At 69.4% G+C, this 22,331-nt stretch carries 17 protein-coding genes; 7 read left to right on the top strand and 10 right to left on the bottom strand.

The window, feature by feature from the left end; translation table 11 throughout:
* Nucleotides 1-73: 73 nt before the first annotated feature.
* Together FWJ24_RS13625 and FWJ24_RS13620 are read left to right on the top strand one after the other, a co-directional pair.
* The gene (locus FWJ24_RS13625) at nucleotides 74-853 is read left to right on the top strand and encodes a WecB/TagA/CpsF family glycosyltransferase (RefSeq protein ID WP_246155689.1); all 780 of its coding nucleotides are present in this window, start codon (nucleotides 74-76) and stop codon (nucleotides 851-853) included.
* Nucleotides 854-857: 4 nt separating this feature from the next.
* Nucleotides 858-2,174: a glycosyltransferase family 4 protein gene (locus tag FWJ24_RS13620; RefSeq protein ID WP_150288381.1), complete on the top strand. Its 1,317-nt coding sequence runs from the start codon at nucleotides 858-860 to the stop codon at nucleotides 2,172-2,174.
* On the opposite strand, the gene FWJ24_RS13615 is transcribed toward FWJ24_RS13620, so the two are convergent.
* The gene (locus FWJ24_RS13615) at nucleotides 2,096-3,214 is read right to left on the bottom strand and encodes a glycosyltransferase (protein ID WP_166443726.1); all 1,119 of its coding nucleotides are present in this window, start codon (nucleotides 3,212-3,214) and stop codon (nucleotides 2,096-2,098) included. The genes FWJ24_RS13620 and FWJ24_RS13615 overlap by 79 nt on opposite strands.
* A gap of 79 nt (nucleotides 3,215-3,293) precedes the next feature.
* Between FWJ24_RS13615 and FWJ24_RS13610 the strand changes: the two genes are divergently transcribed.
* A complete protein-coding gene (locus FWJ24_RS13610; RefSeq protein WP_150288379.1) occupies nucleotides 3,294-4,760 on the top strand; it encodes a glucosamine inositolphosphorylceramide transferase family protein in 1,467 nt (488 codons plus the stop codon).
* Here the strand turns inward: FWJ24_RS13610 and FWJ24_RS13605 are convergent.
* The 4 genes from FWJ24_RS13605 to FWJ24_RS13590 all read right to left on the bottom strand — a co-directional run bounded on the left by FWJ24_RS13605 (nucleotide 4,757) and on the right by FWJ24_RS13590 (nucleotide 9,770).
* On the bottom strand, nucleotides 4,757-5,809 hold the full coding sequence (locus tag FWJ24_RS13605; protein WP_150288378.1) for an AbrB family transcriptional regulator: 1,053 nt from the start codon (nucleotides 5,807-5,809) through the stop codon (nucleotides 4,757-4,759). The genes FWJ24_RS13610 and FWJ24_RS13605 overlap by 4 nt on opposite strands.
* Entirely contained in the window at nucleotides 5,806-6,990 is a 1,185-nt protein-coding gene (locus FWJ24_RS13600) for a pyridoxal phosphate-dependent aminotransferase (protein ID WP_150288377.1), read from the bottom strand. The genes FWJ24_RS13605 and FWJ24_RS13600 overlap by 4 nt, the downstream gene beginning before the upstream one ends.
* Before the next feature lie 90 nt (nucleotides 6,991-7,080).
* A complete protein-coding gene (mscL, locus tag FWJ24_RS13595) occupies nucleotides 7,081-7,494 on the bottom strand; it encodes a large conductance mechanosensitive channel protein MscL (protein WP_150288376.1) in 414 nt (137 codons plus the stop codon).
* Between the two features lie 152 nt (nucleotides 7,495-7,646).
* On the bottom strand, nucleotides 7,647-9,770 hold the full coding sequence (locus FWJ24_RS13590) for a DUF294 nucleotidyltransferase-like domain-containing protein (protein ID WP_166443725.1): 2,124 nt from the start codon (nucleotides 9,768-9,770) through the stop codon (nucleotides 7,647-7,649).
* 190 nt (nucleotides 9,771-9,960) lie between these two features.
* Between FWJ24_RS13590 and FWJ24_RS13585 the strand changes: the two genes are divergently transcribed.
* The 4 genes from FWJ24_RS13585 to FWJ24_RS13570 all read left to right on the top strand — a co-directional run bounded on the left by FWJ24_RS13585 (nucleotide 9,961) and on the right by FWJ24_RS13570 (nucleotide 15,627).
* Nucleotides 9,961-13,530 (top strand): hybrid sensor histidine kinase/response regulator, encoded by a 3,570-nt coding sequence (locus tag FWJ24_RS13585; RefSeq protein WP_150288374.1) that lies wholly within the window; start codon nucleotides 9,961-9,963, stop codon nucleotides 13,528-13,530.
* Nucleotides 13,531-13,598: 68 nt separating this feature from the next.
* Nucleotides 13,599-14,009 carry a hypothetical protein gene (locus tag FWJ24_RS13580; protein WP_150288373.1) on the top strand — a complete coding sequence of 137 codons (411 nt, stop codon included), beginning with the start codon at nucleotides 13,599-13,601 and terminating at the stop codon, nucleotides 14,007-14,009.
* A 35-nt stretch (nucleotides 14,010-14,044) separates the two neighbouring features.
* Nucleotides 14,045-15,034, top strand: a complete 990-nt coding sequence (locus tag FWJ24_RS13575; protein ID WP_342788619.1) for a DUF1775 domain-containing protein — start codon at nucleotides 14,045-14,047, stop codon at nucleotides 15,032-15,034.
* The gene (locus tag FWJ24_RS13570; RefSeq protein WP_150288372.1) at nucleotides 15,031-15,627 is read left to right on the top strand and encodes an SCO family protein; all 597 of its coding nucleotides are present in this window, start codon (nucleotides 15,031-15,033) and stop codon (nucleotides 15,625-15,627) included. The genes FWJ24_RS13575 and FWJ24_RS13570 overlap by 4 nt, the downstream gene beginning before the upstream one ends.
* Nucleotides 15,628-15,633: 6 nt before the next feature.
* Here the strand turns inward: FWJ24_RS13570 and FWJ24_RS13565 are convergent, their stop codons facing one another.
* The 5 genes from FWJ24_RS13565 to FWJ24_RS13545 all read right to left on the bottom strand — a co-directional run bounded on the left by FWJ24_RS13565 (nucleotide 15,634) and on the right by FWJ24_RS13545 (nucleotide 22,318).
* The gene (locus FWJ24_RS13565; protein ID WP_150288371.1) at nucleotides 15,634-16,260 is read right to left on the bottom strand and encodes a 2-hydroxychromene-2-carboxylate isomerase; all 627 of its coding nucleotides are present in this window, start codon (nucleotides 16,258-16,260) and stop codon (nucleotides 15,634-15,636) included.
* Nucleotides 16,261-16,343: 83 nt separating this feature from the next.
* On the bottom strand, nucleotides 16,344-16,889 hold the full coding sequence (locus FWJ24_RS13560) for a thioesterase family protein (protein ID WP_150288370.1): 546 nt from the start codon (nucleotides 16,887-16,889) through the stop codon (nucleotides 16,344-16,346).
* Nucleotides 16,890-16,964: 75 nt separating this feature from the next.
* Nucleotides 16,965-19,184 carry an FAD-dependent oxidoreductase gene (locus FWJ24_RS13555; RefSeq protein WP_150288369.1) on the bottom strand — a complete coding sequence of 740 codons (2,220 nt, stop codon included), beginning with the start codon at nucleotides 19,182-19,184 and terminating at the stop codon, nucleotides 16,965-16,967.
* Nucleotides 19,185-19,203: 19 nt separating this feature from the next.
* On the bottom strand, nucleotides 19,204-20,412 hold the full coding sequence (locus FWJ24_RS13550) for an acetyl-CoA C-acetyltransferase (RefSeq protein ID WP_150288368.1): 1,209 nt from the start codon (nucleotides 20,410-20,412) through the stop codon (nucleotides 19,204-19,206).
* Nucleotides 20,413-20,521: 109 nt separating this feature from the next.
* Nucleotides 20,522-22,318, bottom strand: coding sequence for an acyl-CoA dehydrogenase C-terminal domain-containing protein (locus FWJ24_RS13545; RefSeq protein ID WP_150288367.1), 1,797 nt, complete (start codon nucleotides 22,316-22,318; stop codon nucleotides 20,522-20,524).
* Nucleotides 22,319-22,331: the final 13 nt, after the last annotated feature.

Genomic DNA, 22,331 nt, shown 5'->3' with positions numbered 1-22,331 from the left:
CAAGGATTGCCCGGCTAGGGCCATGATGTTGCGTTCCGTTTCGAAGCGGAACACGAGGCAGACAGGAACCCGCGTGACCCAGCCGCTCCATCCCGAAATCGCACGCATCGACGGCCAGCCGATCCATCTCGCCACGCTCGACCAGGCGGTCGCGGCGGCGATCGCCGAGGCACGAGCCGGGCGCGGCTTCCGGCTGTTCACGCTCAATCTCGACCATATCGTCAAGCGCCGCGAGGATGCGCGCTTCCGCGCCGCCTATCGCCGTGCCGAATTCGTGAGCGCCGACGGTGCGCCGGTGGCGCTGCTCGCGCGGCGGCAGAACCCGGCGGTCCGCCGCACCACCGGCGCCGATCTCGTCCTGCCGCTCGCATGCGAGGCGGCACGCGCCGGCATTCCCGTCGCGCTGTTCGGCACGGACGAGGCCACGCTCGTCCGTGCGGCGGGCGTGCTCCGCCGCGCCGCGCCGGGCCTCACGATCGTGCATCACGAGGCGCCGCGCCTCGGGTTCGATCCCGTCGGGACGGAGGCCGAGGCAGCGCTCGAGCGGATCGCCCGGTCCGGCGCGCGGCTGGTTCTCGTCGCGCTCGGCGCGCCGAAGCAGGAGCTGTTCGCGGCGGAATTCGCCGAGCGTTTCCCCGGCCTCGGCTTCGTCTGCATCGGCGCCGCCCTCGATTTTCTCGCCGGCACCCAGATCCGGGCGCCGGAGCCTTTCCGGCGCCTCGGCCTCGAATGGCTCTGGCGGCTCGGAACCAACCCGGTCCGGCTTGCGCGGCGCTATGCCAAATGCGCCCTTGTGCTCGCAGCGCTGCTGCTGGCGCCGGTAGGGCGTGGCGCGCGCTCGGCGGAGGCGTGATCCGATGCTGCCGATGCTCGTCGTCTTCGCGACCATGGACCCGCGCGGCAGCAAGATCGGCGGGATCGAGACGCATATCCGCCAGATCCTGCGCAATCATCCGGCCGGGACCGATCTCCTGCTCGTCGGGATCGACGAAGCCGGCGATCTTGCGCCGGGCGTGCCGCTCGCCGTGCCGTTCGGCGGGCGAAGCATCACCTTCCTGCCGGTCGCGCATGTGCCGGCGGACGAGGCGCGGGTCGCGGCGCCGAGCCTGTTCCGGTCGACGACCTTGCGTTTCGTGGCCGGCGGGTTGCGTCATCTGCCGGCGCTGCGGCGGCTGGTCGCCGGCCGCTCCGCGAGCGCCGATCTGCCGCGCGTCGAATTCGCGATCCTGCCGCTGCTGCTGCGCCTGCCCTATGCGCTGACCATCCATTCCGACCTGACGGCGGCGGCCAGCACCGATTCGCTGCTCAAGCGCCATCGCGGCCTGAAGCATTGGAGCGAATGGCTCGCCTTCGCGGGCGCGGCCCATGTCTTCGCGGTCAGCGAGGAACTGCGCGGGGCGCTGGCGGCACGGCACCGCGGAATTGCGCGGAAATCCTCGGTGCTGCCGGTGCCGGTCGATACGCGGCTGTTCCGGCCGACGCCGTTCCCGGAAGGGGAGCGGTTCCACCTCGCCTATGCCGGGCGACTCGACGCGGTGAAGGATCCGGCCCTGATGGTCGCGACCATCGCGGCGCTGGCGCGCCGGCTCGACGGCCGGGTTGCGTTCCACCTGATCGGCGCCGCCGACCCGGAGACGATCCCCGGTTTCGCCGCGATCCGCCCGCTGACCGAGCGCCACGGCATGCAGGATGCCGAGGGCGTGGCCGCGCGCCTGCGCCAGGTGCATTGCGGGCTCATGACCTCGCATTCCGAGGGGCTGCCCTGCTTCCTGCTCGAAACCCTCGCCTCGGGGCGCGCCTTCGTGGCCGCATCGCTGCCGAGCTTCACGCCCTTCATCCGCGCCGGGGAGACCGGCGCGCTGGTGCCGCGCCACGGCGCGACGGAGGCGACCGCCGAGGCCCTCGCCGAGGCCCTCGCCGATCTCTGGCACGATATCCGCGCCGGCAGGCTCGATCCCGCGCGGATCGCCGCCTCGGTCGCCGCCTATTCGGTCGATGCGATCTTCGCCGGCCTGTTCGCGACGCATGCGCGGATCCGGATTCCGGGCGGAGGCACGGATTACGCCGAAACCGGCCCGGAGGCTGCGTCCCGCTCTCAGCCGGCGTCTTCGGCTCCGCAGGATGCACCGGGGCCTTCCGCCTCCGCGATCACCGTCTCGGCCAGCGCGAGATAGGCATCCGCCGCGCGCGTGACCGTGAAATCCGCCGCGCGGGCCATGCGCGGGGCGGGATCGCCGGGATCGGCGAGCGCCGCATCGAGCGCCCGCGCCAAAGCCGGTGCATCGCCGATCGGCACCAGCGTGCCGAACCGCCCCCCGGCAAGGATCTCGCTCGGGCCGGCACTCGCGGTCGACACCACCGCGAGGCCATGGGCGAGGGCTTCCGCCACCACATTGCCGAAACTCTCGCGCCGCGAGGCGAGCGCGAAGACCCGCGCGCCGCGATAGGCCGGGCCGGGATTGCGCTGATAGCCGAGGAAGCGGACGCGCCCGCCGAGCCCCAGCCGCGCCGCCTCGGCCTCGAAATGCGGCCGTTCCGGCCCGTCGCCGACGATCTCGAGCCGCGCCTCCGGATGCGTGAGGCGCGCGAAGGCGGCGAGCAGCGTGCCGAGATCCTTGTCCGGCGCCATGCGGCCGACGAACAGCACCACCGGCGGGCGCGCCGCCAGCGCCGCGCGGCTCAACCCTTCCGGCGGATCGAGCGCGTCGACGGGGTTGTAGATGCGCACGGTCCGCGCCGGGCTGGCGCCATGCGCGTCCACCAGCGCCGCGCGGAGCCCGTCCGAGACCGCGACCGCCCGGCCGCAGAGCCGGGTCAGGAGCGGCGTCAGCCGGTTGCCGAGACGCGAGAGGAATTGCGGCTCCGAGGGGAAGAAGCCGTGATAGGAGAGGATGGCGCGGCGCTGGCGGCCGGCCAGCAGCGCGGCCAGCACGTGCTTGAGATTCGAGACCCCGATGCCGGAAAAGCTGGCCTCGGGCCGTTCGGCCCGCATCAGGCGCGCCAGCGCGACGACAGCGCGGAGATGCCCGGCCGGCAGCGTGACGAGACGCACGCGCGGATCGAGGAAATCGCGGTTCTCCGGGGCGTCGAAATCAACGGCGAACAGCGTCTCGTGGCCGCGCCGGGCGAATTCGGAGGCGAGGATCGCGAAGACGCGCTCGGCGCCGCCGCCCGCGAGCGCATGCGTGTAGAAGAGAAATTTACGCGCCTGCATCCATGCTCCGGCCGGCTGGGATCGCGGCGTCGTTCCTGCCAGAAAGAAACGAAGATTCGGTTGCGGGGGGCGAGCCTGCATGCAGATCGAGATCAGCCTGGAGGCGGGGGATTGCCGGACCTGGCTCTCGGGCCTCGCGGCAGGGCTTGCGGCACGCGGCCACCGGCCGGGCTTCCGCATCCGGCCGGGCGGCGGGGATTCGCGCGCCCTGGCGCTTCTGCGGGGATTCGAGCGCCGGCTCTATGGCGATTCCGATCCATTCGCCCCGCTCGATCCCGGCCGCCTCCCGGCACCGGAAGGGCCTGCCGAGATTCGGCTCGAACTCTCCGGCCTGCCGGCGGCGGATCGATCGGCCCTCCATCTCGCGGTGGACGGCGAGGCCGGGATCCGGCATCTTGCGCCGGCGCTCCTCGCCGGCCGCAACCCGCATCTAGCGATCCGCGATGGCAGCGGAATCCGCGCTGCGGGCCTGCCGGCCATCGAGGCGCCGGACCGGCTGCTGCGTGCGCTGCCGCCGGTGCTCGCCCGCATCGTGACGCTCGCCGGCATGGCGTTCGCTGGCATGGCGCTCACGGATCGGTCATGTGATGGCGGGCCCGGGTCGCCCGCGGAAGGCATGCCGGCTGCCGGACCGGTCTCCGCCGCCGGGGCGTTCGGCTTCGCAGCGGCGGCGCTTGGGGCGCGCCTCGCGCGCCGGCTCGGCCTTGGCACACCGCTTGCCGAGCATTGGCGCGTCGGCATCCGCCCGCGCGCGCCGCGCCCTCCCTTCAGCGGCGAGAACGGCATCGAGGGCTTCCGCTTCCTCCCTGATGACGGCCAACGCTATTATGCCGACCCGATCCTCTGGGAACAGGCCGGGCGGACCTGTCTCTTCGTCGAGGACTATCCCTATGCCACCGGGCGCGGCGTCATCGCCTATACCGAACTCGACCCCGAAGGCGTGCCGCTCTTCGTGCCGCGCCCCATCCTGGCGCGCGAGGGGCATCTCTCCTACCCGTTCCTGTTCGCGCATGCCGGCGAGATCTACATGATCCCCGAAAACGCGGCGGAAGGGCATCTGCCGCTCTACCGCGCCCGGATCTTTCCGGAGCATTGGGAATATCTCGGCCCGCTGATCGCCGAGCCGCTGCATGACGCGACCCTGCTCCGCCACGGCGCGGCGTGGTGGATCCTCGCCAACACGACGCCGGATGGCGGATCGAGCTGGGATTGCCTCGCCCTCTACCGCGCCGAGAGCCCGCTCGGCCCCTTCACCCGGCAGCCGGCCGATCCGGTCCTGATCGACGCGCGGCTGGCGCGCTCCGCCGGGCCGGTTCTCGAGGAGGAGGATATGCTGGTCCGGCCGGTGCAGGATTGCCTCGGAGGCTATGGCCGCGGGCTGCGCTTCTGCGCGATCGAGCGCCTCGATGAAGCCGGGTTCCGGCAGCGGGAAATCGGACGCATCGCCGGGCCGGCGGGGCGCGGCATCGCCGGCATCCATACCTATGCGCGATCGGCACGGTTTGAGGCGATCGACGCGCTCACGCCCCGCGAACGGCCGCTCTAGGCGCCGCCGCGCCCGTCCGCGCCCGCGATCCAGCGCGTGAGGAACGGCACGCTCGCCGCGATGGCCACGAAGCGCGCGACATGGTGCGAGGCGACATAGAGCGGATCGAGCCCCAGCGCGATGCCGAGCATCACCATCGCCTCGAGGCCGCCCGGCGCGAAGGCGACCAGCGCCTCGGCCGGCGGAATCCCGACCAGCCAGGCGGTGGCGAGCGCGCCAAGGGCGGCGATCACGGTGGTGACGAGGAAGATCGCGAGCCCCGGCAGGATCAGCGAGCGGATCAACCCGGCCTCGACATAGGCGAAGCGCGAGCCCGCGAAGGCGCCGACAAGCAGCATCGCCAGATCGGCGAGCATCGCCGGCGGCGTGCCGTGGACGATATCCGTGACATGAAGCAGCCCCGCCCCGATCATGCCGCCGATCAGGAACGGCGCCATGATGCCGAGCCGGCCGAAGAGCAGCGCCACCGCCAGCGCCAGCGCCATGACCAGCGCGAAATCGCCGCCGCCGATCACCGCCTGCGGCGGCCGCCCCTTGACCGCGACCGCGAGGAAGATCGTGCTCGGCAGCACCGCGACGAGCACGAACATCCGGAACGCCTGCACCGCCACGACGCGGGCCATGTCGCCGCCCACCGACGCCACCGCCGCGATCACCGCCGAAAGCGCGCCGGGCAGCGTGGCGAAGAACGCGGTTCGCCGGTCCCAGCCGAAGACGCGCTCGAGCACGAGGCGCCCCGCCAGCACGATGACGATCGAGGTCAGCCCGAGCATCAGCAACGAGACGGGATAGCGCGCCGCCGCGCGCAGCATTTCCGGCGTGATCGCCGAACCGGTGACGGCACCGGCAAGCAGCATGCCGAGATCGCGCAGCAGGTCCGGCAGCCGCGTCCGCACGCCGGCGGCAAGCAGGACCACCACGCCGATCAGCGCTCCGGAAAGCCAGGGCGCCGGCAGGCGCAGCAGCATGAAGACGAACCCGCCGCCGCAGGCCGCAGCCAGCGTCACGAGGACGCGCAGCCAGGTGCGCCCTTCTGCCAGCCCGCTCACAGCCGTCTCACGACATCGACGAGGTGCCCGGCGGCCTCGGCGATATCGGCGGTGCCGCGCAGGTAGCAGAGGCGGAAGGCGCCCTGCCCGGCCGCACCGAAGGCGGTTCCCGGCGCGAGCCCGACATTGGCCTCGTCGATGATGCGGAAGGCGAGCGCGCGGGAATCCGCGATCCCCTCGACGCCGAAGAACAGATAGAACGCGCCGTCGGGCGGGGCGAAGCGCAGCCGGTTCTCGCGGCTGAAGGCGTCGAGCAGGATGGCGCGATTCTCGCGGGCGCGGGCGAGCTGTTCGGCGATGAAGCTCTCGCCGCCGCGGATCGCGGCCTCTGCCGCCCGCTGGAGGAAGACCGCCGTGCCCGAGCTCGAATACTGGATCAGGTTGACGATGGTCGGCCCGAGAACCGGGGGCGCCTCGATCCAGCCGACCCGCCACCCGGTCATCGCCCAGTTCTTCGACAGGGTCTGGACGAAGAGGATGCAGTCCTCCGCCGCCATGACATCGCGGAAGGAGGGCGCGCGCACGCCGTCATAGACGAAGCGGCCATAGATCTCGTCGGCGATGATCCACAGCCCGTGCCGGCGCGCGAGATCGAGGATCGCCGCGAGATCCGCGGGGGTCGCCACCCAGCCGGTCGGATTCGAGGGCGAGTTGACGACGACCGCCCGCGTGCGCGGTGTGACCGCCGCCGCCAGCGCTTCCAGATCGGGCGCGAAACCGCCGGGGCCGAAGCGCATCGCCACCTCGCGCGGCACCGCGCCGGAGACGGTGACGGCGCCGACGAAATTCGGCCAGGCCGGGGTGGGGATGATCACCTCGTCGCCGGCACCGGCCGTCAGCGTCACCGCGATCTGGAGCGCGTGCATGCCCCCGCCGGTGACATAGATTCGCTCGTCGGCGACCGGCACGGCATAGAGGCGCGAAAGATATTCGGCAATCGCCGCGCGCAGCGAGGGAAGGCCGGCCTGATAGGTGTAGAAGGTTTCGCCGTCCCGCAGCGAAGCCAAGGCGGCCTCGGCGATGAAGGGCGGCGTCGGGCGATCGCCCTCCCCGACCCAGAGCGGCAGCAGGCCGGGCCGGTTGCGGCCGTAATCGAACACCTCGACGATGCCGCTCGCCGGCGCAGCGGCGGCATTGGGGCGGATGGGGAAGGCGGCTCCCCCCGGAAGATTCGCAAGCATCGCCACGCTTATGCGGGAAACCGCATGGCGTCGCAACAGCCTCAGGCGTGCGGCGGGCGCGCGCCGCGACTCCGGCGCGCGCCGTGGCCCTTATTTGCGCAGCGTGTCGCGGATCTCCATCAGGAGCCTGTCGGTCGTGGAGGGTTCCGGCGGCGCGGCCGGCGCAGCGGCCTCCTGCTTCTTGAGGCGGTTCATCGCCTTCACGACCAGGAACAGCACCCAGGCGATGATGGCGAAATTGATCGTGACGGTGATGAACCGGCCATAGGCGAGCACCGCGCCCTGCTTGGCGGCATCGGCCACGTTGGTCGCGGTCACGGCCTTGGAAAGCCCGAGGAAGTAATTGTCGAAATTGAGCCCGCCCGTCAGCGCGCCGATCACCGGCAGGAAGATGTCTCCCACCATGGAATCGACGATCTTGCCGAAGGCGGCGCCGATGATCACGCCGATCGCAAGATCGACGACATTGCCCTTGAGGGCGAATTCCCGGAATTCCTTGAGCATGCTGGCCCCTCCCGAACCAAGCGCGACCATAGCGGCAGCGGCCCGGCGGGCCGCGCGCCGGAACCATCAACCGAGCCGGCAAAGCACCGCGCGGTTCGCGGAAGAAGATAGGCGCATTCCGCCGCCTGCGGCAATCGCGCGCCAGACCGGCCCTATCGCCTGTCGAAGGCCGAACTCATCCAGTCGCGCACCAGGGTGTCGATGGCACCGAGCGCGGAAAGATCGCCCTTCAGCGCCGATTTCTCGGCCGGATCGAGCAGATCTGGTGGAACACGCGTCGTCGGCGGCCGGCCGGCGCGGATATCGGCAAGCTGCGCGCGCAGGATCAGGTCCATTACCCGCGCATGGGTCTCGTCGAGCCGGGCGAGATCGGAATCGGCGCCATGGCCGGCGGCACGGACCTCGGCGAGGCGGTCGGCGGTTCCGCGCGCGGCAATGCCGAGCGCCAGCGCCATGACGCGCGCCGCCGCGACGATCTTGCCAAGCGCATGGCGCTTGAGATCGATGCGTCCGCCTTCGAGCCGGAAGCCGCCGAGCAGGGTCAGCGCGCCCTGATCGGCCTCGTGCATCTCGACGAGCATCTTGAGAAAGGCGGTCTGGCCGCGCGCGGATTCGAGCGCGAAGCGCCAGAGTTCGGCGCCCAGCGCGCCGTCGCCATGCACGGGCCGGAGATCGAAGACGATATCGACATTGAGCAGATCCTGCGGGTTCGCCCGCGTCACCCAATGCGCGATCCGCGCCTTCCACCCCTCCAGCGAGGCGCGGAAGGCCGCATTCGAGGCCATGACGCCGCCCTTGCAGAGCGGAACGCCGACCTCGTGCAGGATGGCGGTAAAACGCCGGCCGAGATCGGCGAACCAGGCATCGACCGCGTCATCCTCCGCGCCCGCATAGACGAGCGCATTGTCCTGATCCATCGACAGCAGGCTCTCGCCCCGCCCGGCCGAACCCAGGATCAGCACCGCATAGGCGCGCGGCGGCGCCCCCAGCCCTTCCGCTGCCATCGCCGCCTCGGCCAGCATCGCGGCCTTGCGCGTTAACGCCCCGATCTCGCGCGCGACGATGGCGGCGATCTCCCGCGCGCCGATCCCCTCTTCCAGAAGCGCGCGGGCCATGGCCGGGAGCTTGGCCCAGGCGCGGCCGAGCGCGCCGGCATCCCCGGCCTGATCGATATCGTCGCCGAGCGCGATGGCGAGCGTGGCGCGCAGGCGCAGAAGGTCGCGCTGCGAGAGCGCGCCGACCACGGAGCCATCCTCCGCCGTCACCGCGAGATGGCGGATGTTGAGCCGCGTCATGCGGCCAATCGCGCGGTAGACGAAGGCATCGGCGGGAATGGTCGCGAGCGGGCGCGAGGCCAGGGAACCGGCCGGCCGATCGAGCACGGCGGCATCCTCGCGGGCGATGGCGCGCAGCGCGTCGCGCTCGGTGAGGATGCCCCAGTCGCGGCTCTCGCCCTCCCGGCCGACGAAGACCGAGGAGACGCGCGCCTCGGCCATGCCGCGCATCACCATGCGCAGGCTCGTCTCCGGCGGCACGCATTGCGGCGGCGTGCGCATCACCTCGCGGATGCGGTGGCGGTAGGGGTAGGAATCGAGCCGCGCGAGCGTGCGCTCGGCATCGCTCTGCGCCGGGCTCGCGACCGGCTCGACCCAGCCGGCGCGATGATAGCGTTCGAGCTGATCGGTGAGCGTGCGGCAGGCCTGCTCGGCCTCGCCGAGCGTGCGGATGCCGGCCTCGCGCAGCTTCGGCAGCAATCCGCGGAAGACCTCGGCCGCCGAGATCGCGTCGGATGTCGCGCGATGCCGCGGCCCGAGCGTGAGGCCAAGCCAGCTTGCCAGCGTTTCCAGCGAATGATCGGGCAGGCGCGGCGCGACGATGCCGGCGAGAAGGCGCGTATCGAGCGCGCGCGGCCGCGACCAGCGGATTCCGGCAAGCTCGCATTCGCGCCGCAGGACGGCGAGATCGAAGCCGATCGCATGGCCGAGCATGACGCGTTCGCCGCAGAAATCGGTGAAGGCCGGGTAGATTGCGCGGAAATCGGGCTGCCCCTCCAGCGCGGCATTGGTGATGCCCGTGAGCCGTTCGACCGGCTCGGGAAGCGGCGTTCCGCTGGCGACGAGACTTGCGAAACTCTCTTGCTCCCGCCGGCCATGGGTGAGCCGCACCGCCGCGATCTCGACGATCCGCGCCTCGCGCGGATCGAGCCCGGTGGTTTCGAGATCGATGGCGACGGCATCGAGCGCGAAGAGCGGCACATTGCCCAGGACCTCGACCATCTGTCTTCCGCCCCCCTCCGCGTCTCGCCGCAGCCCGGATGCCCGAACCGCGCATATGATGATCGATGGCAGACGGAGCGGAGGCAAGCCCCGCTTTCGGTGGAGATCGCCCTGCTTGCGGGGGAGCCTCCGGCGTGGAAAGCTCGCTGGCAAGCGGGGAATGCCCGCGCAACGGGAACGGAACGCCATCATGCTCGCCGGCTGGGTCGCGCTCGCCGCCGCCTTGCTCTACCTGATCACGCTGTTCGCGATCGCCCATTTCGGCGATACGCGGGGCGGATTCCTGATGCGCGACCGCTTCCGGCCGCCGATCTACGCGCTGACGCTCGCGGTTTATTGCACGTCCTGGACCTTCCTCGGTTCGGTCGGCCTCTCCTCGCGCGCGGGGCTCGATTTCCTGCCGATCTATCTCGGCCCGCTGATCGGCATCCTGCTCGGCCTGCCCCTCATCGCGCGGATCATCCATATCGCGAAATCGCAGCGCATCACCTCGGTCGCCGATTTCATCGGCGCCCGCTACGGCAAGGACGGGCGCGTCGCGGCCATCGTGGCGGTGATCGCCGTCGTCGGCACGGTTCCCTACATCGCGCTCCAGCTCAAGGCGATTTCCTCGGCGCTGGAGATCATCGTCTTCCGCGAACTCGGCTATGTGCCCACCATCCGCGGCATCAGCGTGATCGGGGATGTCTCGCTGCTTGTCACCATCGTGCTCGCAGCCTTCGCGATCGCCTTCGGCACGCGCCATATCGACGCGACCGAGCACCAGAACGGGCTGATGCTGGCAATCGCGGCGGAATCGCTCGTCAAGCTGCTCGCCTTTCTAGCCGTGGGGGTCTTCGTCGTCTTCGTGATGTTCGACGGGTTCGACGATCTCTTCACGCGGGCGCGGCAGGTGCCGGCGGCGGCGGAAATGCTCTCCACCCCGCCGGACCCCTATGTCTGGGTCACGACGACGATGCTCGCGGCCTTCGCGATCTTCCTGCTGCCACGCCAGTTCCACGTAATGATCGTCGAGAACCGCGACGTGCGCGACCTGCGCCAGGCGGCCTGGCAATTCCCGGCCTATCTCGTCGCGATCAACGTGTTCGTGGTGCCGATCGCGCTTGCCGGCCTCGTGATCTTCCCCGAGCGCACGATCGACCGCGATTTCATGGTGCTGTCGCTGCCGCTCCAGGCAGAGGCGGGCCTCGTGGCGCTCGCCGCGTTCATCGGCGCGCTATCCGCCGCCACGGCCATGGTGATCGTCGAATCGGTCGCCTGCGGCATCATGGTCTCCAACGATCTCGCGATGCCGTTCCTGCTGCGACGGACCAACCTGCGCCCGAAGGAGATAATCAACGACCCCGCGGGCGCCGGACGCGGCAACCGGCTCGACATGGGGCAGACGGTGCTGATGATCCGGCGTGTCGCGGTCGTGATCATCCTCTTCCTCGGCTTCGCCTATTACCGGGCCTCGGAGCAGGCGGCGTTGGCCTCGATCGGCCTGCTGTCCTTCGCCGCGATCGCGCAGCTCGTCCCGGCCTTCTTCCTCGGGCTGTTCTGGCAGCGGGCGAACGCGCAGGGCGCGCTTGCGGCGCTGACGGCCGGCTTCGGATTGTGGCTCTACCTCCTGTTCCTGCCGACGCTCGGTGGCAGCGGCGGCTTCATCGCCCATATCGTCCGCGACGGACCGTTCGGCCTCTCCTTCCTCGCGCCGTCGAGCATTCTCGGCACCGATTTCCCGCCTCTCGTGACCGGGGTGGCGCTATCGCTCGGCATCAACACGGCGGTGCTGGTGCTGGTCTCGCTGCTGCGCGCCCAAAGTCCGATCGAGCGGCTTCAGGCCAGCCTCTTCACCCGCCCCGAAGCCAGCGCCGCAGGCCCCTCGTTCAAGCTCTGGCGCTCCTCGGTCAGCGTCGACGACCTGCGCACCACGGTCGCGCGCTATCTCGGCGAAGAGCGGACGGACCGTGCCTTCGGCGCCTTCGAACTGCAACGCGGAACCCCCTTCGTCACCGGGCAGGAGGCCGATGCGCATACGATCCGCTTTGCCGAGCATCTCCTCGCCTCGGCGATCGGCGCCGCCTCGTCGCGGCTCGTGCTGTCGCTGATGCTGCGGCGGCGCAATGTCTCGACCGAGGCGGCGCTGAAGCTGCTCGACGATGCCTCCGCCGCGATCCAGCATTCGCGCACGCTGCTCCAGCACGGGCTCGACCATACCCGGCAGGGCGTGACCGTGTTCGACCGCGAATTGCGGCTGATGTGCTGGAACCGCGCCTTCCAGGACCTGTTCGAACTGCCGCCGGACCTCGTGCGCTTCGGGGTCGGGCTCGACGAGATCGTCAACGACAATGCCCGGCGCGAGCTTTACGGAAAGGCGCTTGCCGCCGATGTCATCGCCCAGCGCATCGCCTCGCTGGTGCAGGAGACCGAGCCGCAGCGCCTGACCCTGCATCCGTCCGGGCGGACGATCGAGATCCGCTCCAACCACCTGCCCGATGGCGGTCTCGTGACGACCTACACCGACATCACCGAGGCGGTGGAGGCCGAGCGCGCGCTGGCCGAGGCCAATGTCACGCTCGAGAAGCGCGTCCGCACCCGCACCGACGAACTCACCCAGGCCAACCGCGAGCTTGCCCGCGCGAAGCTGGAGGCCGAGGAGGCCAATGCCTCGAAAACACGCTTCCTCGCCGCGGCAAGCCACGACATCATCCAGCCGCTCAACGCCGCACGGCTCTATTCGAGCGCACTCTCCGAAAGCCTGCGCGACACGCCGCAGGCCGCGCTCGCCGGCAATGTCGAGGCATCGCTCAACGCCGTCGAGGAGATCCTCTCCGCGCTGCTCGAGATTTCGCGGCTCGACGGCGGCAAGCTCCAGCCGGAACGCTCGAGCTTCCCGATCGGCGACGTGCTTAATCAGCTCCAGATCGAGTTCGGCCCGGTTGCGGCGGCCAAGGGGTTGCGGCTGATCTTCGTCCCCTCCTCGCTGGTCGTGACCAGCGACCGGCGGCTGCTGCGCCGCCTGCTCCAGAATCTCGTCTCGAACGCGATCAAATATACCATCACGGGCCGCGTGCTCGTCGGCGTCAAGCGGCGGGGGGGGCAGGCAGTCCTCGTCGTCGCCGATACCGGCATCGGCATCGCCGCGAACAAGCAGAAGGTGATCTTCAAGGAATTCCAGCGCCTCGACCAGGGCGCACGCATCGAGCGCGGCCTCGGGCTCGGGCTCTCGATCGTCGAACGAATCGTCAAGGTTCTGGGGCACCGGCTCGAACTCGATTCGGCGCCCGCCAGGGGCTCATCGTTCCGGGTCGCGGTGCCGATCGCGGCGCAGCGCCCGGCACACGCCGCGTCGACCCCGGTCGAGGGCGAGACGGCTGCTCCGCCGGCGCCGCTCGCCGGCATCCATGTCGCGGTGATCGACAACGAGCCGGCGATCCTCGACGGCATGCGCACCCTGCTCGAGGGCTGGGGCTGCACGGTGACCACCGGCGCCAATGCCGCGGCGATCCTCACGGCAGTGCGCAGCGGAACGCCGCCGACCCTCGCGCTGGTCGATTACCAGCTCGACGAAGGCAACGGGCTTGTCGCGATCCGCGCGCTCCGGCGGCGGTTGCGCCCGGGCCTTCCTGCGGCCCTGATCACGGCCGATCGCTCCACGGAGGTGCGGGACCAGGCCGCCGCCGCCGGGGTGCCGGTGCTCAACAAGCCGATCAAGCCCTCGGCGCTGCGGGCGCTGATCGCCCAGCTCAGCCTGGAGGCGCCGCGCGCCGCGGAGTGACGCTTCGCGCTCATGCTTTCAACCGCTCCGCTCTTGCCGGCGGCGGGTTCGGGGGCATATGGAAAGGCATGGTTCAGACCCTGATCCGGCATGGCCGCGGGCTGCTGCGCGAAGCGCTGCCGCTGCTCCTCTGCGCCTTCATTGCGCTGTCGGGGGTGATCGAAGCACGCGCGCTGGCGCAGCGGGCCGCTTCAGAACCGGGTATCGCCTTCGCGCTCTGTATGTCGGGCCAGAAACCGGACGACGTGCACGCGCCGGTAAGCCTCGACGAGCGGAGCGATCCGGACCAGGCCCCCGCCGCAGCGCATGATTGCGCGACATGCTGCCTGCCGGCGCAACCCGCGCTGGCGCCGCGCCTCGCGACGATCCTGCCGCCGCACGCACCGGCCGGCCTGCCGGCCGAGCGCGTTGACACGCCCGTGGCGCACGCCGAACCGCATATCCTGCCCTGGTCGAGAGGACCGCCGGGCCGGGCCTGATCGCCCGTTCTTCCCTCTCATTCAGGATCATTCCGATGTCGATGTTCACGATGCGCCTCGCGGCGCCCCTTTCCGCCTGCCTCCTCGCCCTCGCAGCACCGCAGCAGGCCGGCGCGCATGCCACCTTCGAGGTGCAGGCCGCCCCCCAGGACAGCACCCAGAAGATGGTGCTCCGCATTCCGCATGGCTGCGAAGGCCAGGCGACCAATATCGTCCGCGTCACGATCCCCGAGGGTCTGATCGCCGTGAAGCCGATGCCGAAATCCGGCTGGACGCTCACCACCAGCAAGGGCGATTATGCCCGCAGCTACACGCTCTACGGCCGCGAGGTGAAGGCGGGTGTCAAGGAGATCGTCTGGTCCGGCGGCAATCTCGCCGACGACAATTACGACGAGTTCGTCTTTCAGGCACGGGTGACGGACGCGTTGCCGGCCAACGAAACCCTGTTCGTGCCCGTGGTGCAGGAATGCGCCAGCGGCAAGGTGGCGTGGACCGAGATCCCCGCCAAGGGGCAGGACCCGCACGCGTTGAAGATGCCGGCGCCGGGCATCCGGATTCTGCCCAAGGCCGTGGCGCAGGCCGGCGGCCATGGCAGCCATGCCGCAGCACCGAGCTACAAGGTCGGCGGACTTGTCATCTCCGCGCCCTGGACGCGGGCAACCCCTGCCGGCGCCAAGGTCGCGGGCGGGTTCATGACCATCACCAATACCGGCTCGGCGCCGGATCGGCTCATCGGCGGTTCGGCCGAGATTGCCGGGATCTTCGAGGTGCACGAGATGGCGATGGACGGGGGCGTGATGAAGATGCGCGCATTGGCCAAGGGCCTTGAGATCAAGCCCGGTGAAACCGTCACGCTCAAGCCCGGCGGCTTCCATGTCATGTTCCTCGATCTCAAGCGGCGGCTCAACCAGGGCGACACGGTGAAGGGCGAACTGGTGTTCGAGAAGGCCGGCAAGGTCGCGGTCGAATACCGCATCGATGCGATGGGGGCCTCGGGCGCGGATCATGGAGGGCACAAGCATTGACCACGCTGCGACTCATTCGCGTGCTCGCCTGGGGCAGCGTCGCGCTGCTGACGGCGGTGCTCGGCTATCTGCTGCTCAACCCGCACGCGAACGAGACGGGCTCGGGGGTCGCCGCCATCGGCGGCCCCTTCCGCCTCGCCGCGACCAGCGGCGGCACGATCGACAGCGAAAGCCTGAAGGGCCGGCCCTTCGCGCTGTTCTTCGGCTTCACGCATTGCCCGGATGTGTGCCCGACCGCGATGCTCGAGATTCATAACGACCTCGAGGCCCTCGGCGCGGCGGCAAAGGATTTCCGGGTCTATTTCGTCACGGTGGACCCGGCGCGCGACACGGTCGAGCTGCTGCGCGACTATACCGCCTCGTTCGACCCGCGCATCATCGGCCTCGTGCCAAAGGACGAGGCCGAACTGGCCATGGTGGCGCGGGCCTATCGCGCCATCTACCGCAAGGTCGAGACACCCTCGGGCTACACGATGGACCATACCGCCGCGATCTACCTGATGGATGCGAAGGGCCTGTTCTTCGGCACCCTCGATTCGCAGGAGACCCCGGCCGTGCGGCAGGCCAAGCTTCGTCGGCTCATCGCCGGCTGAGCCCGATCAGAGATCGGTGTCCGGCCGATAGGCCGGGCGCCCCGAGCCCAAGGCGGATTCCAGCAATTCGAGCCGGTCCTGCCCCCAGAAGACCTCGCCGTCGAGCACATAGCTCGGCGCGCCGAAGACCCCGGCGGCGATCGCCCAATCGCGGTTGGCGGCGTAGAGATCGGTGATCTTCGGCGAACGCGCGCGGACCAGCAGTTCCGCGGGCAAGCCGGCCGCGGCGAGCAGGGCGGCAAGTTCGTTCTCGTCCGCGAGATTGCGCTCCTCGGCCCAGATCGCCCGGTGGGCGGCGCGGAGATAGGCTTCGGGCACATGCCCAGCCTCGATGATCGCGATGGCGATCTGATCGGCCAGCGCCCCCTCGAACGGCCAGTAACGCGGGTTGAGCACCAGCGGAAGCCCGCGCGCGGCGCGCCAGCGCTGAAGCTCGACGAGCCGATAGGCCTGGCGCGCGGGGTGGCGTCGCGCCAGCGGCAACCCGCCGGTCTCGGCGAAGATCTCACCGAGCAGCGCCGGCCGGTAGCGGATCCGGACATCGTGTTTCCGGGCGATCTCATGAAAGCGGTCGAAGCCGAGATAGGCCCACGGGCTCATGAGCGAGAACAGGTAATCGATGGTGCGCGTCATGCGTGTTCCAGGTGCGGGAGGGCGATGCGGGTGGCGGCGCCATCAAGCCCGCGAGCGCGCGGACCTGTCAATTCACGGCTCGGTCAGCGCGTCTTCAGCGCGCTTTCGAGCGCCAGAAACTCGGCGAGATCCGGCGTGATCTCCGGGGCGGGACCTGCATAGCCCGACAATTCCGCGATGTGTTCGGCGGGGAGGAATTTCCGCTGCCGCCTGGCATAGAGCCCGCCGCGCACCAGCGCGATCGCCGCCGTGATCTCGGCGCCGGCTCCGTCCTTCGCGAGGAAGCGGTGCTCCATGATGAAGGAGGTGCCCTGCCAGGCAACGATGCGCGTTTCCAGCGTGAAGGGCTGGAAGGGCCTCAATTCCCGCCGGAACCGGATCGCGGCGCCGGAGAGCATCGGCAGCAGCCCCTCCTTGAGCACGGCGCGCCAGAGCCCGGTGCGCAGCAGCAGATCGGCGCGGCCGAGATCCGCGATCGTGAGATAGCGGCCGTTGTTCATGTGGAGATTGGTGTCGAGATCGAGCGGCCAGACGCGGAAGCGCAGCCGCGAGACCCCGAAAGGCGGGGCGATGCGCGCCCCGAACGGCGCCGTCAGGAACAGCCAGAGCACGCGCAGCCAGAGATTCATGGCAGATCGGTCTCCGGCTTTTCTGCAGCGGAAAGGGCGGCCGACGCGGCCGCCCGGCTCGTCATCCCGGTGCGCTTACGCGGCATCCTTGTCCGATGCGCGCCCGTAGGGGTTGAAGCGGCCGTAGAAGGTCTCGCCCTTCCGCGCCATGGCGCGCAGCAGCTTGTTGGGGCGGAAGCGCTCGCCATGCGCCTTCGCGAGCCGCTCGCACAAGGCGACAAAGGCCTTGGTGCCCATGCGGTCGATATAGGAGAGCGGGCCGCCGGTATAGGGCGCGAAGCCGAAGCCGAGAATGGCGCCGACATCGGCCTCGCGGACATCGGTGATGACCTTCTCCTCGACCGTGCGCGCCGCCTCCAGCGCCTGGATCACCAGGAAGCGATCGATGAGTTCCTGGCGGTCGAGAGCGTCGGCGGCAAGGCGGGTCTTCTGGAGATCCTTCAGGCCGGGCCAGAGTTTCTTGCCGCTGGGGGCGTAATCGTAGAAGCCCTTGCCGTTCTTGCGGCCGAGGCGCTCCAGATCGACGACCATGGTCTTGAGCAGCGCCTCCTGCTTGGGGTCCACCGCCTCGGCGCCGAGATCCTTCTTCGTCGCCTGGAGGATCTTCCAGCCGAGATCGAGCGCGACCTCGTCGTTGAGCGAGAGCGGGCCGACCGGCATGCCGGCCTTCTTGGCCATATTCTCGATCATCGCCGGCGGCACACCCTCGGCCAGCATGAGATGGCCCTCGCGGATATAGTTCAGCACGCAGCGATTGGCGAAGAAGCCGCGGCAATCATTGACGACGATCGGCGTCTTGCGGATGGCGCGGACGAAATCGAGCGCCGTCGCGAGCGCCCGATCCCCCGTGCGCTTGCCGAGGATGATCTCGACCAGCAGCATCTTCTCGACCGGCGAGAAGAAATGGATGCCGATATACTGGCTCGGCCGCGCGAAATTCTCGGCGAGCGAGGAGATCGGCAGGGTCGAGGTATTGGAGGCGAGGATGGTGCGGCGGCCGATGGCGGCCTCGATCTTCTTCGTGACCTCCGCCTTCACGGCCCGGTCCTCGAACACCGCCTCGATCACCAGATCGCAGCCCTTGAGCGCCGAGAAATCGGCCGTGGCATGGATGCGGGCGAGCAGCGCGTCGCGGTCGGCGGTCTTGGCGCGCCCCTTCAGGATCTGGTCGGACATCAGCTTGTGCGAATAGGCCTTGCCCTTGTCCGCCGCCTCCTGGTCGCGGTCGACCAGCACGACATTGATTCCGGCCTGCGCCGAGACATAGGCGATGCCCGCGCCCATGAAGCCGGCGCCGACCACCCCGACCCGCTTGATCTTGAGCGGCTCGATGCCTTCCGGCCGGCGTGCGCCCTTCTCCAGTTCGCCCTTGGAGACGAAGAGCGAGCGGATCATCGCCGCTGCCTCCGGCGAGCGCAGGATATGCGCGAAATACCGGCTCTCGACGCGGAGCGCGAGGTCCATCGGCAGCATCAGCCCCTCATAGACCGATTGCAGGATCGCCTTGGCGGCCGGGTAATTGTCCTGCGTCTCGCGGCGGTAGATCGCGTTGGCCGGCGGCCAGATCATCATGCCGGCGGGCGAGTGCACCTTGTTCGAGGGCAGCTTGTAGCCCTCCTGGTCCCAGGGCGCCTTGGGCGAACCGCCGGCCTTGATCCAGTCCGCCGCCGCCCGCACGAGCCCCTCGCGCGGCACCACGGCATGGACGAGATTCATGCTCTTCGCCTGCGCCGGCTTGATCTGGTCGCCGCGGAACAGCATCTGGAGCGCGTCGCCGGTCTGCATCAGCCGCGCCACGCGCTGGGTGCCGCCGGCGCCGGGGAACAGCCCGACCTTGATCTCCGGCAGCCCGATCCGGGTCTTGTCCGAATCCGAAACCACGCGGTAATGGCAGGCGAGCGCGAGTTCGAAGGCGCCGCCGAGGCAGGTGCCGTGCACCGCGGCCGCGAAGGGCTTGCCGCAGGTTTCGAGCTTGCGATAGAGCCGCGACAGGGCCGAGGAGCGGTCGAAGAAGAACTGCATCGCAGCCTCCTCGCCCTTGGCCTTCGCCAGCTTGCCGAACTCGACGCCGAGCCCCTGGAGCATGGTGAGATCGGCGCCGCCGGAGAAGGTATCCTTGCCGGAGGTGATGACGCAGCCCTTGACCCCCTCGGCCGAGACAACGTGATCGATCACGCTCTCCAACTCGTCCATCACCTCGGGGGTGATCACATTCATCGAGCGGCCCGGCATGTCCCAGGTCAGGAGCGCCACGCCATCTGCATCGGTCTCGAAGCGGAAATTCTTGAGGTTCATCGGTTTTCTCCCGCCTGGATCAGACGCGCTCGACGATCATCGCCGTGCCCATGCCATGGGCGACACACAGGGTGACGAGGCCGGTATTGAGGTCGCGTCGCTCGAGTTCGTCGATCACCGTGCCGAGGATCATCGCGCCGGTGGCGCCCAGCGGATGGCCCATGGCGATCGCGCCGCCATTGACGTTGACCTTGGCGGGATCGAGATCGAAAGCCTGCTGGTAGCGCAACACGACCGCCGCGAAGGCCTCGTTGATCTCGATGAGATCGATGTCCTTCATGGTCATGCCGGTGCGGGCGAAGAGCTTCTCGGTCACATCGACCGGGCCGGTCAGGACCAGCGCGAGATCCGAGCCGAGGCTCGCAAAGCCGCGGATGCGTGCCCGCGCTCGGAGCCCCGCCTTGCGCCCGGCCGCCTTCGAGCCGACGAGCACCGCCGAGGCGCCGTCGACGATACCGGAGGAATTGCCGGCATGATGGACATGGTTGATCGTCTCGACCTCCGGATGGCCCTGGATCGCCACCGCGTCGAAGCCGCCCTGCTCGCCCATCATCGCGAAGGAGGGCTTTAGCGCGCCCAGCGTCTGCATATCGGTGGCGGGGCGGATCGTCTCGTCGCGCGCGAGGATCGTCAGGCCGTTGACATCCCGGACCGGCACGACCGATTTCGAGAAGCGCGCCTCGCTCCAGGCGCGCGCCGCGCGCTTGTGGCTCTCCACCGCGACGGCGTCGACATCGTCGCGCGTGAAGCCGTATTTGGTCGCGATCAGGTCCGCCGCCACGCCCTGCGGCGAGAAATAGGAGGGGATCGCAACGCTGGGATCGACCGCCGGCATCATGCCCGAGGCGCCCATGCCGACGCGGCTCATGCTCTCGACGCCACCGCCGATCACGAGATCCTTCTGCCCCGCCATCACCTGCGCGGCGCCGAAGGCCACCGCGTCGAGCCCCGAGGCGCAGAACCGGTTGATCTGGATGCCCGGCACGCTTTCGCCATAGCCGGCCGCGATCGCCGCCGAGCGCGCGATGTCGCCCGAAGCCTCGCCGACGGGATCGACGCAGCCGAGCACGACATCGTCGACAAGGCGGGGATCAAGCCCGTTGCGATCCTTCACCGCCCGGAGCGCGGTTTCCGCGAGGCGGACCGCGGTCACCTCATGGAGCGAGCCATCGGCCTTGCCCTTGCCGCGCGGGGTGCGCACGTGATCGTAGATGTATGCCTCGGCCATGGGGGCCTCCCTGTTTTGGCAGTCGGATTTCGGCATCCGGCACGGATCGGCCGGGCCCCGGCGCGGAGATCCAGGCAGCGGTTCGCGGCCCGCCGCCCCGCGCCGCTTCTCAGAACATCTCCGCCGGCAGCGCCATCACGGCATCGGCGCCGGCGGCGATCCTGGCGAGGCGCGTGCCCGTCTCCGGCATCAGCCGCTCCATGAAGACGCGCGCGAGCGTGAGCTTGGTCTCGAGCGCGGCCGCATCGCCATTGGCGCCGGCGGCGAGCTTCGCATGCGCAGCCTTCGCCTGCATCGCCCACATGTAGCCGAGCGCGACGAGGCCGAAGAGATGCATGTAATCGGTGGAGCCGGCGCCGGCATTGTCCGGCTTCGCCATCGCGTTCTGCATGAACCACATCGTGGCCTGCTGAAGATGGCCGAGCCCCTGCGCGAGCGGGCCGAACAGCGGCTTGAGCGCCGCTTCTCCCTCGCCGGCCTTGATGAAGCCCTGCACCTCGTTGAAGAAGCTCATCACCGCCCGGCCGCCGTCGCGCGGGAGCTTGCGCCCCACGAGATCCAGCGCCTGGATGCCGTTCGCGCCCTCGTAGATCATCGCGATGCGGGCATCGCGCACGAACTGACTCATCCCCCATTCCTCGATATAGCCGTGCCCGCCGAACATCTGCTGTGCGGCGACCGCGTTCTCGAAGCCCCTGTCGGTCAGAACCCCCTTGAGCACGGGGGTCATCAGCCCGAGATGATCGTCCGCCTCCTGGCGCGCCTTGGCATCCTCGGAGCGATGGGCGACATCGCTCTTTAGCGCCGTCCAGAGCACCAGCGCGCGCGCCGCCTCGTTGAAGGCGCGGATGGAGAGCAGCGTGCGGCGCACATCGGGATGGACGATGATCGGATCCGCCGCCTTCGTCGGCTCCTTGGCGCCGGTCAGCGCCCGGCCCTGGATGCGATCCCGCGCATAGGCGACCGCGTTCTGATAGGCGACTTCGGATTGCGCGAGCCCCTGGATGGCCACGCCGAGCCGCGCCTCGTTCATCATCACGAACATGGCGTTAAGCCCGCGATTCTCCTCGCCGACCAGCCAGCCGGTCGCGCCGTCATAGTTCATCACGCAGGTGGAATTGCCGTGGATCCCCATCTTGTGCTCGATCGCGCCGCAGGCGACCGGGTTGCGCGCGCCGAGCGAGCCATCGGGGTTGACGAGGAATTTCGGCACCACGAACAGCGAGATCCCCTTCACCCCTTCCGGCGCGCCCTCGATGCGGGCGAGAACGAGGTGGATGATGTTGTCGCTGAGATCGTGCTCGCCGGCCGAGATGAAGATCTTGGTGCCGGTGATGCGGAAGCTGCCGTCCGGCTGGCGGGTCGCGCGGGTCTTGATCAGGCCGAGATCGGTGCCGCAATGCGGCTCGGTAAGGTTCATCGTGCCTGTCCAGGGCCCCTCGATCATCTTCGGCAGATAGGTCCGCTTAATCTCGTCCGAGGCATGGGTGTTGAGCGCCGCGATCGCGCCCATCGTCAGGCCCGGATACATCGAGAACGCCATGTTAGCCGACGAAGCGAATTCGTTCATGATCGCGCCGAGCGTGTAGGGGAGGCCCTGCCCGCCATATTCGGGATCGGCGGAAAGCCCCACCCAGCCGCCGGCGGCGAAGGCGTCATAGGCGGCCTTGAACCCTTTGGGCGTCGTGACACGGCCATCCTCGTGGCGCTTGCAGCCCTCGATATCCCCGACCCGGTTCAGCGGCTGGAGAACCTCCTCGCAGAGCTTGGCCCCCTCGGCCAGGATCGCCTCCAGCGTCTCGGCGGAAAGATCGGAGAACCCCGGCAGATTGCCGTATTTCTCGATGCCGAACACATGGTTGAGCAGGAAGGTGACGTCCTGGACCGGGGCGCGATAGCTCGGCATGGCAATTTCCTCC

Origin of the sequence: Rhabdaerophilum calidifontis (assembly GCF_008641065.1) — a bacterium.
Classification (GTDB): Bacteria; Pseudomonadota; Alphaproteobacteria; order Rhizobiales; family Beijerinckiaceae; genus Rhabdaerophilum; species Rhabdaerophilum calidifontis.
This window is presented reverse-complemented; position numbering and strand designations above follow the sequence as displayed.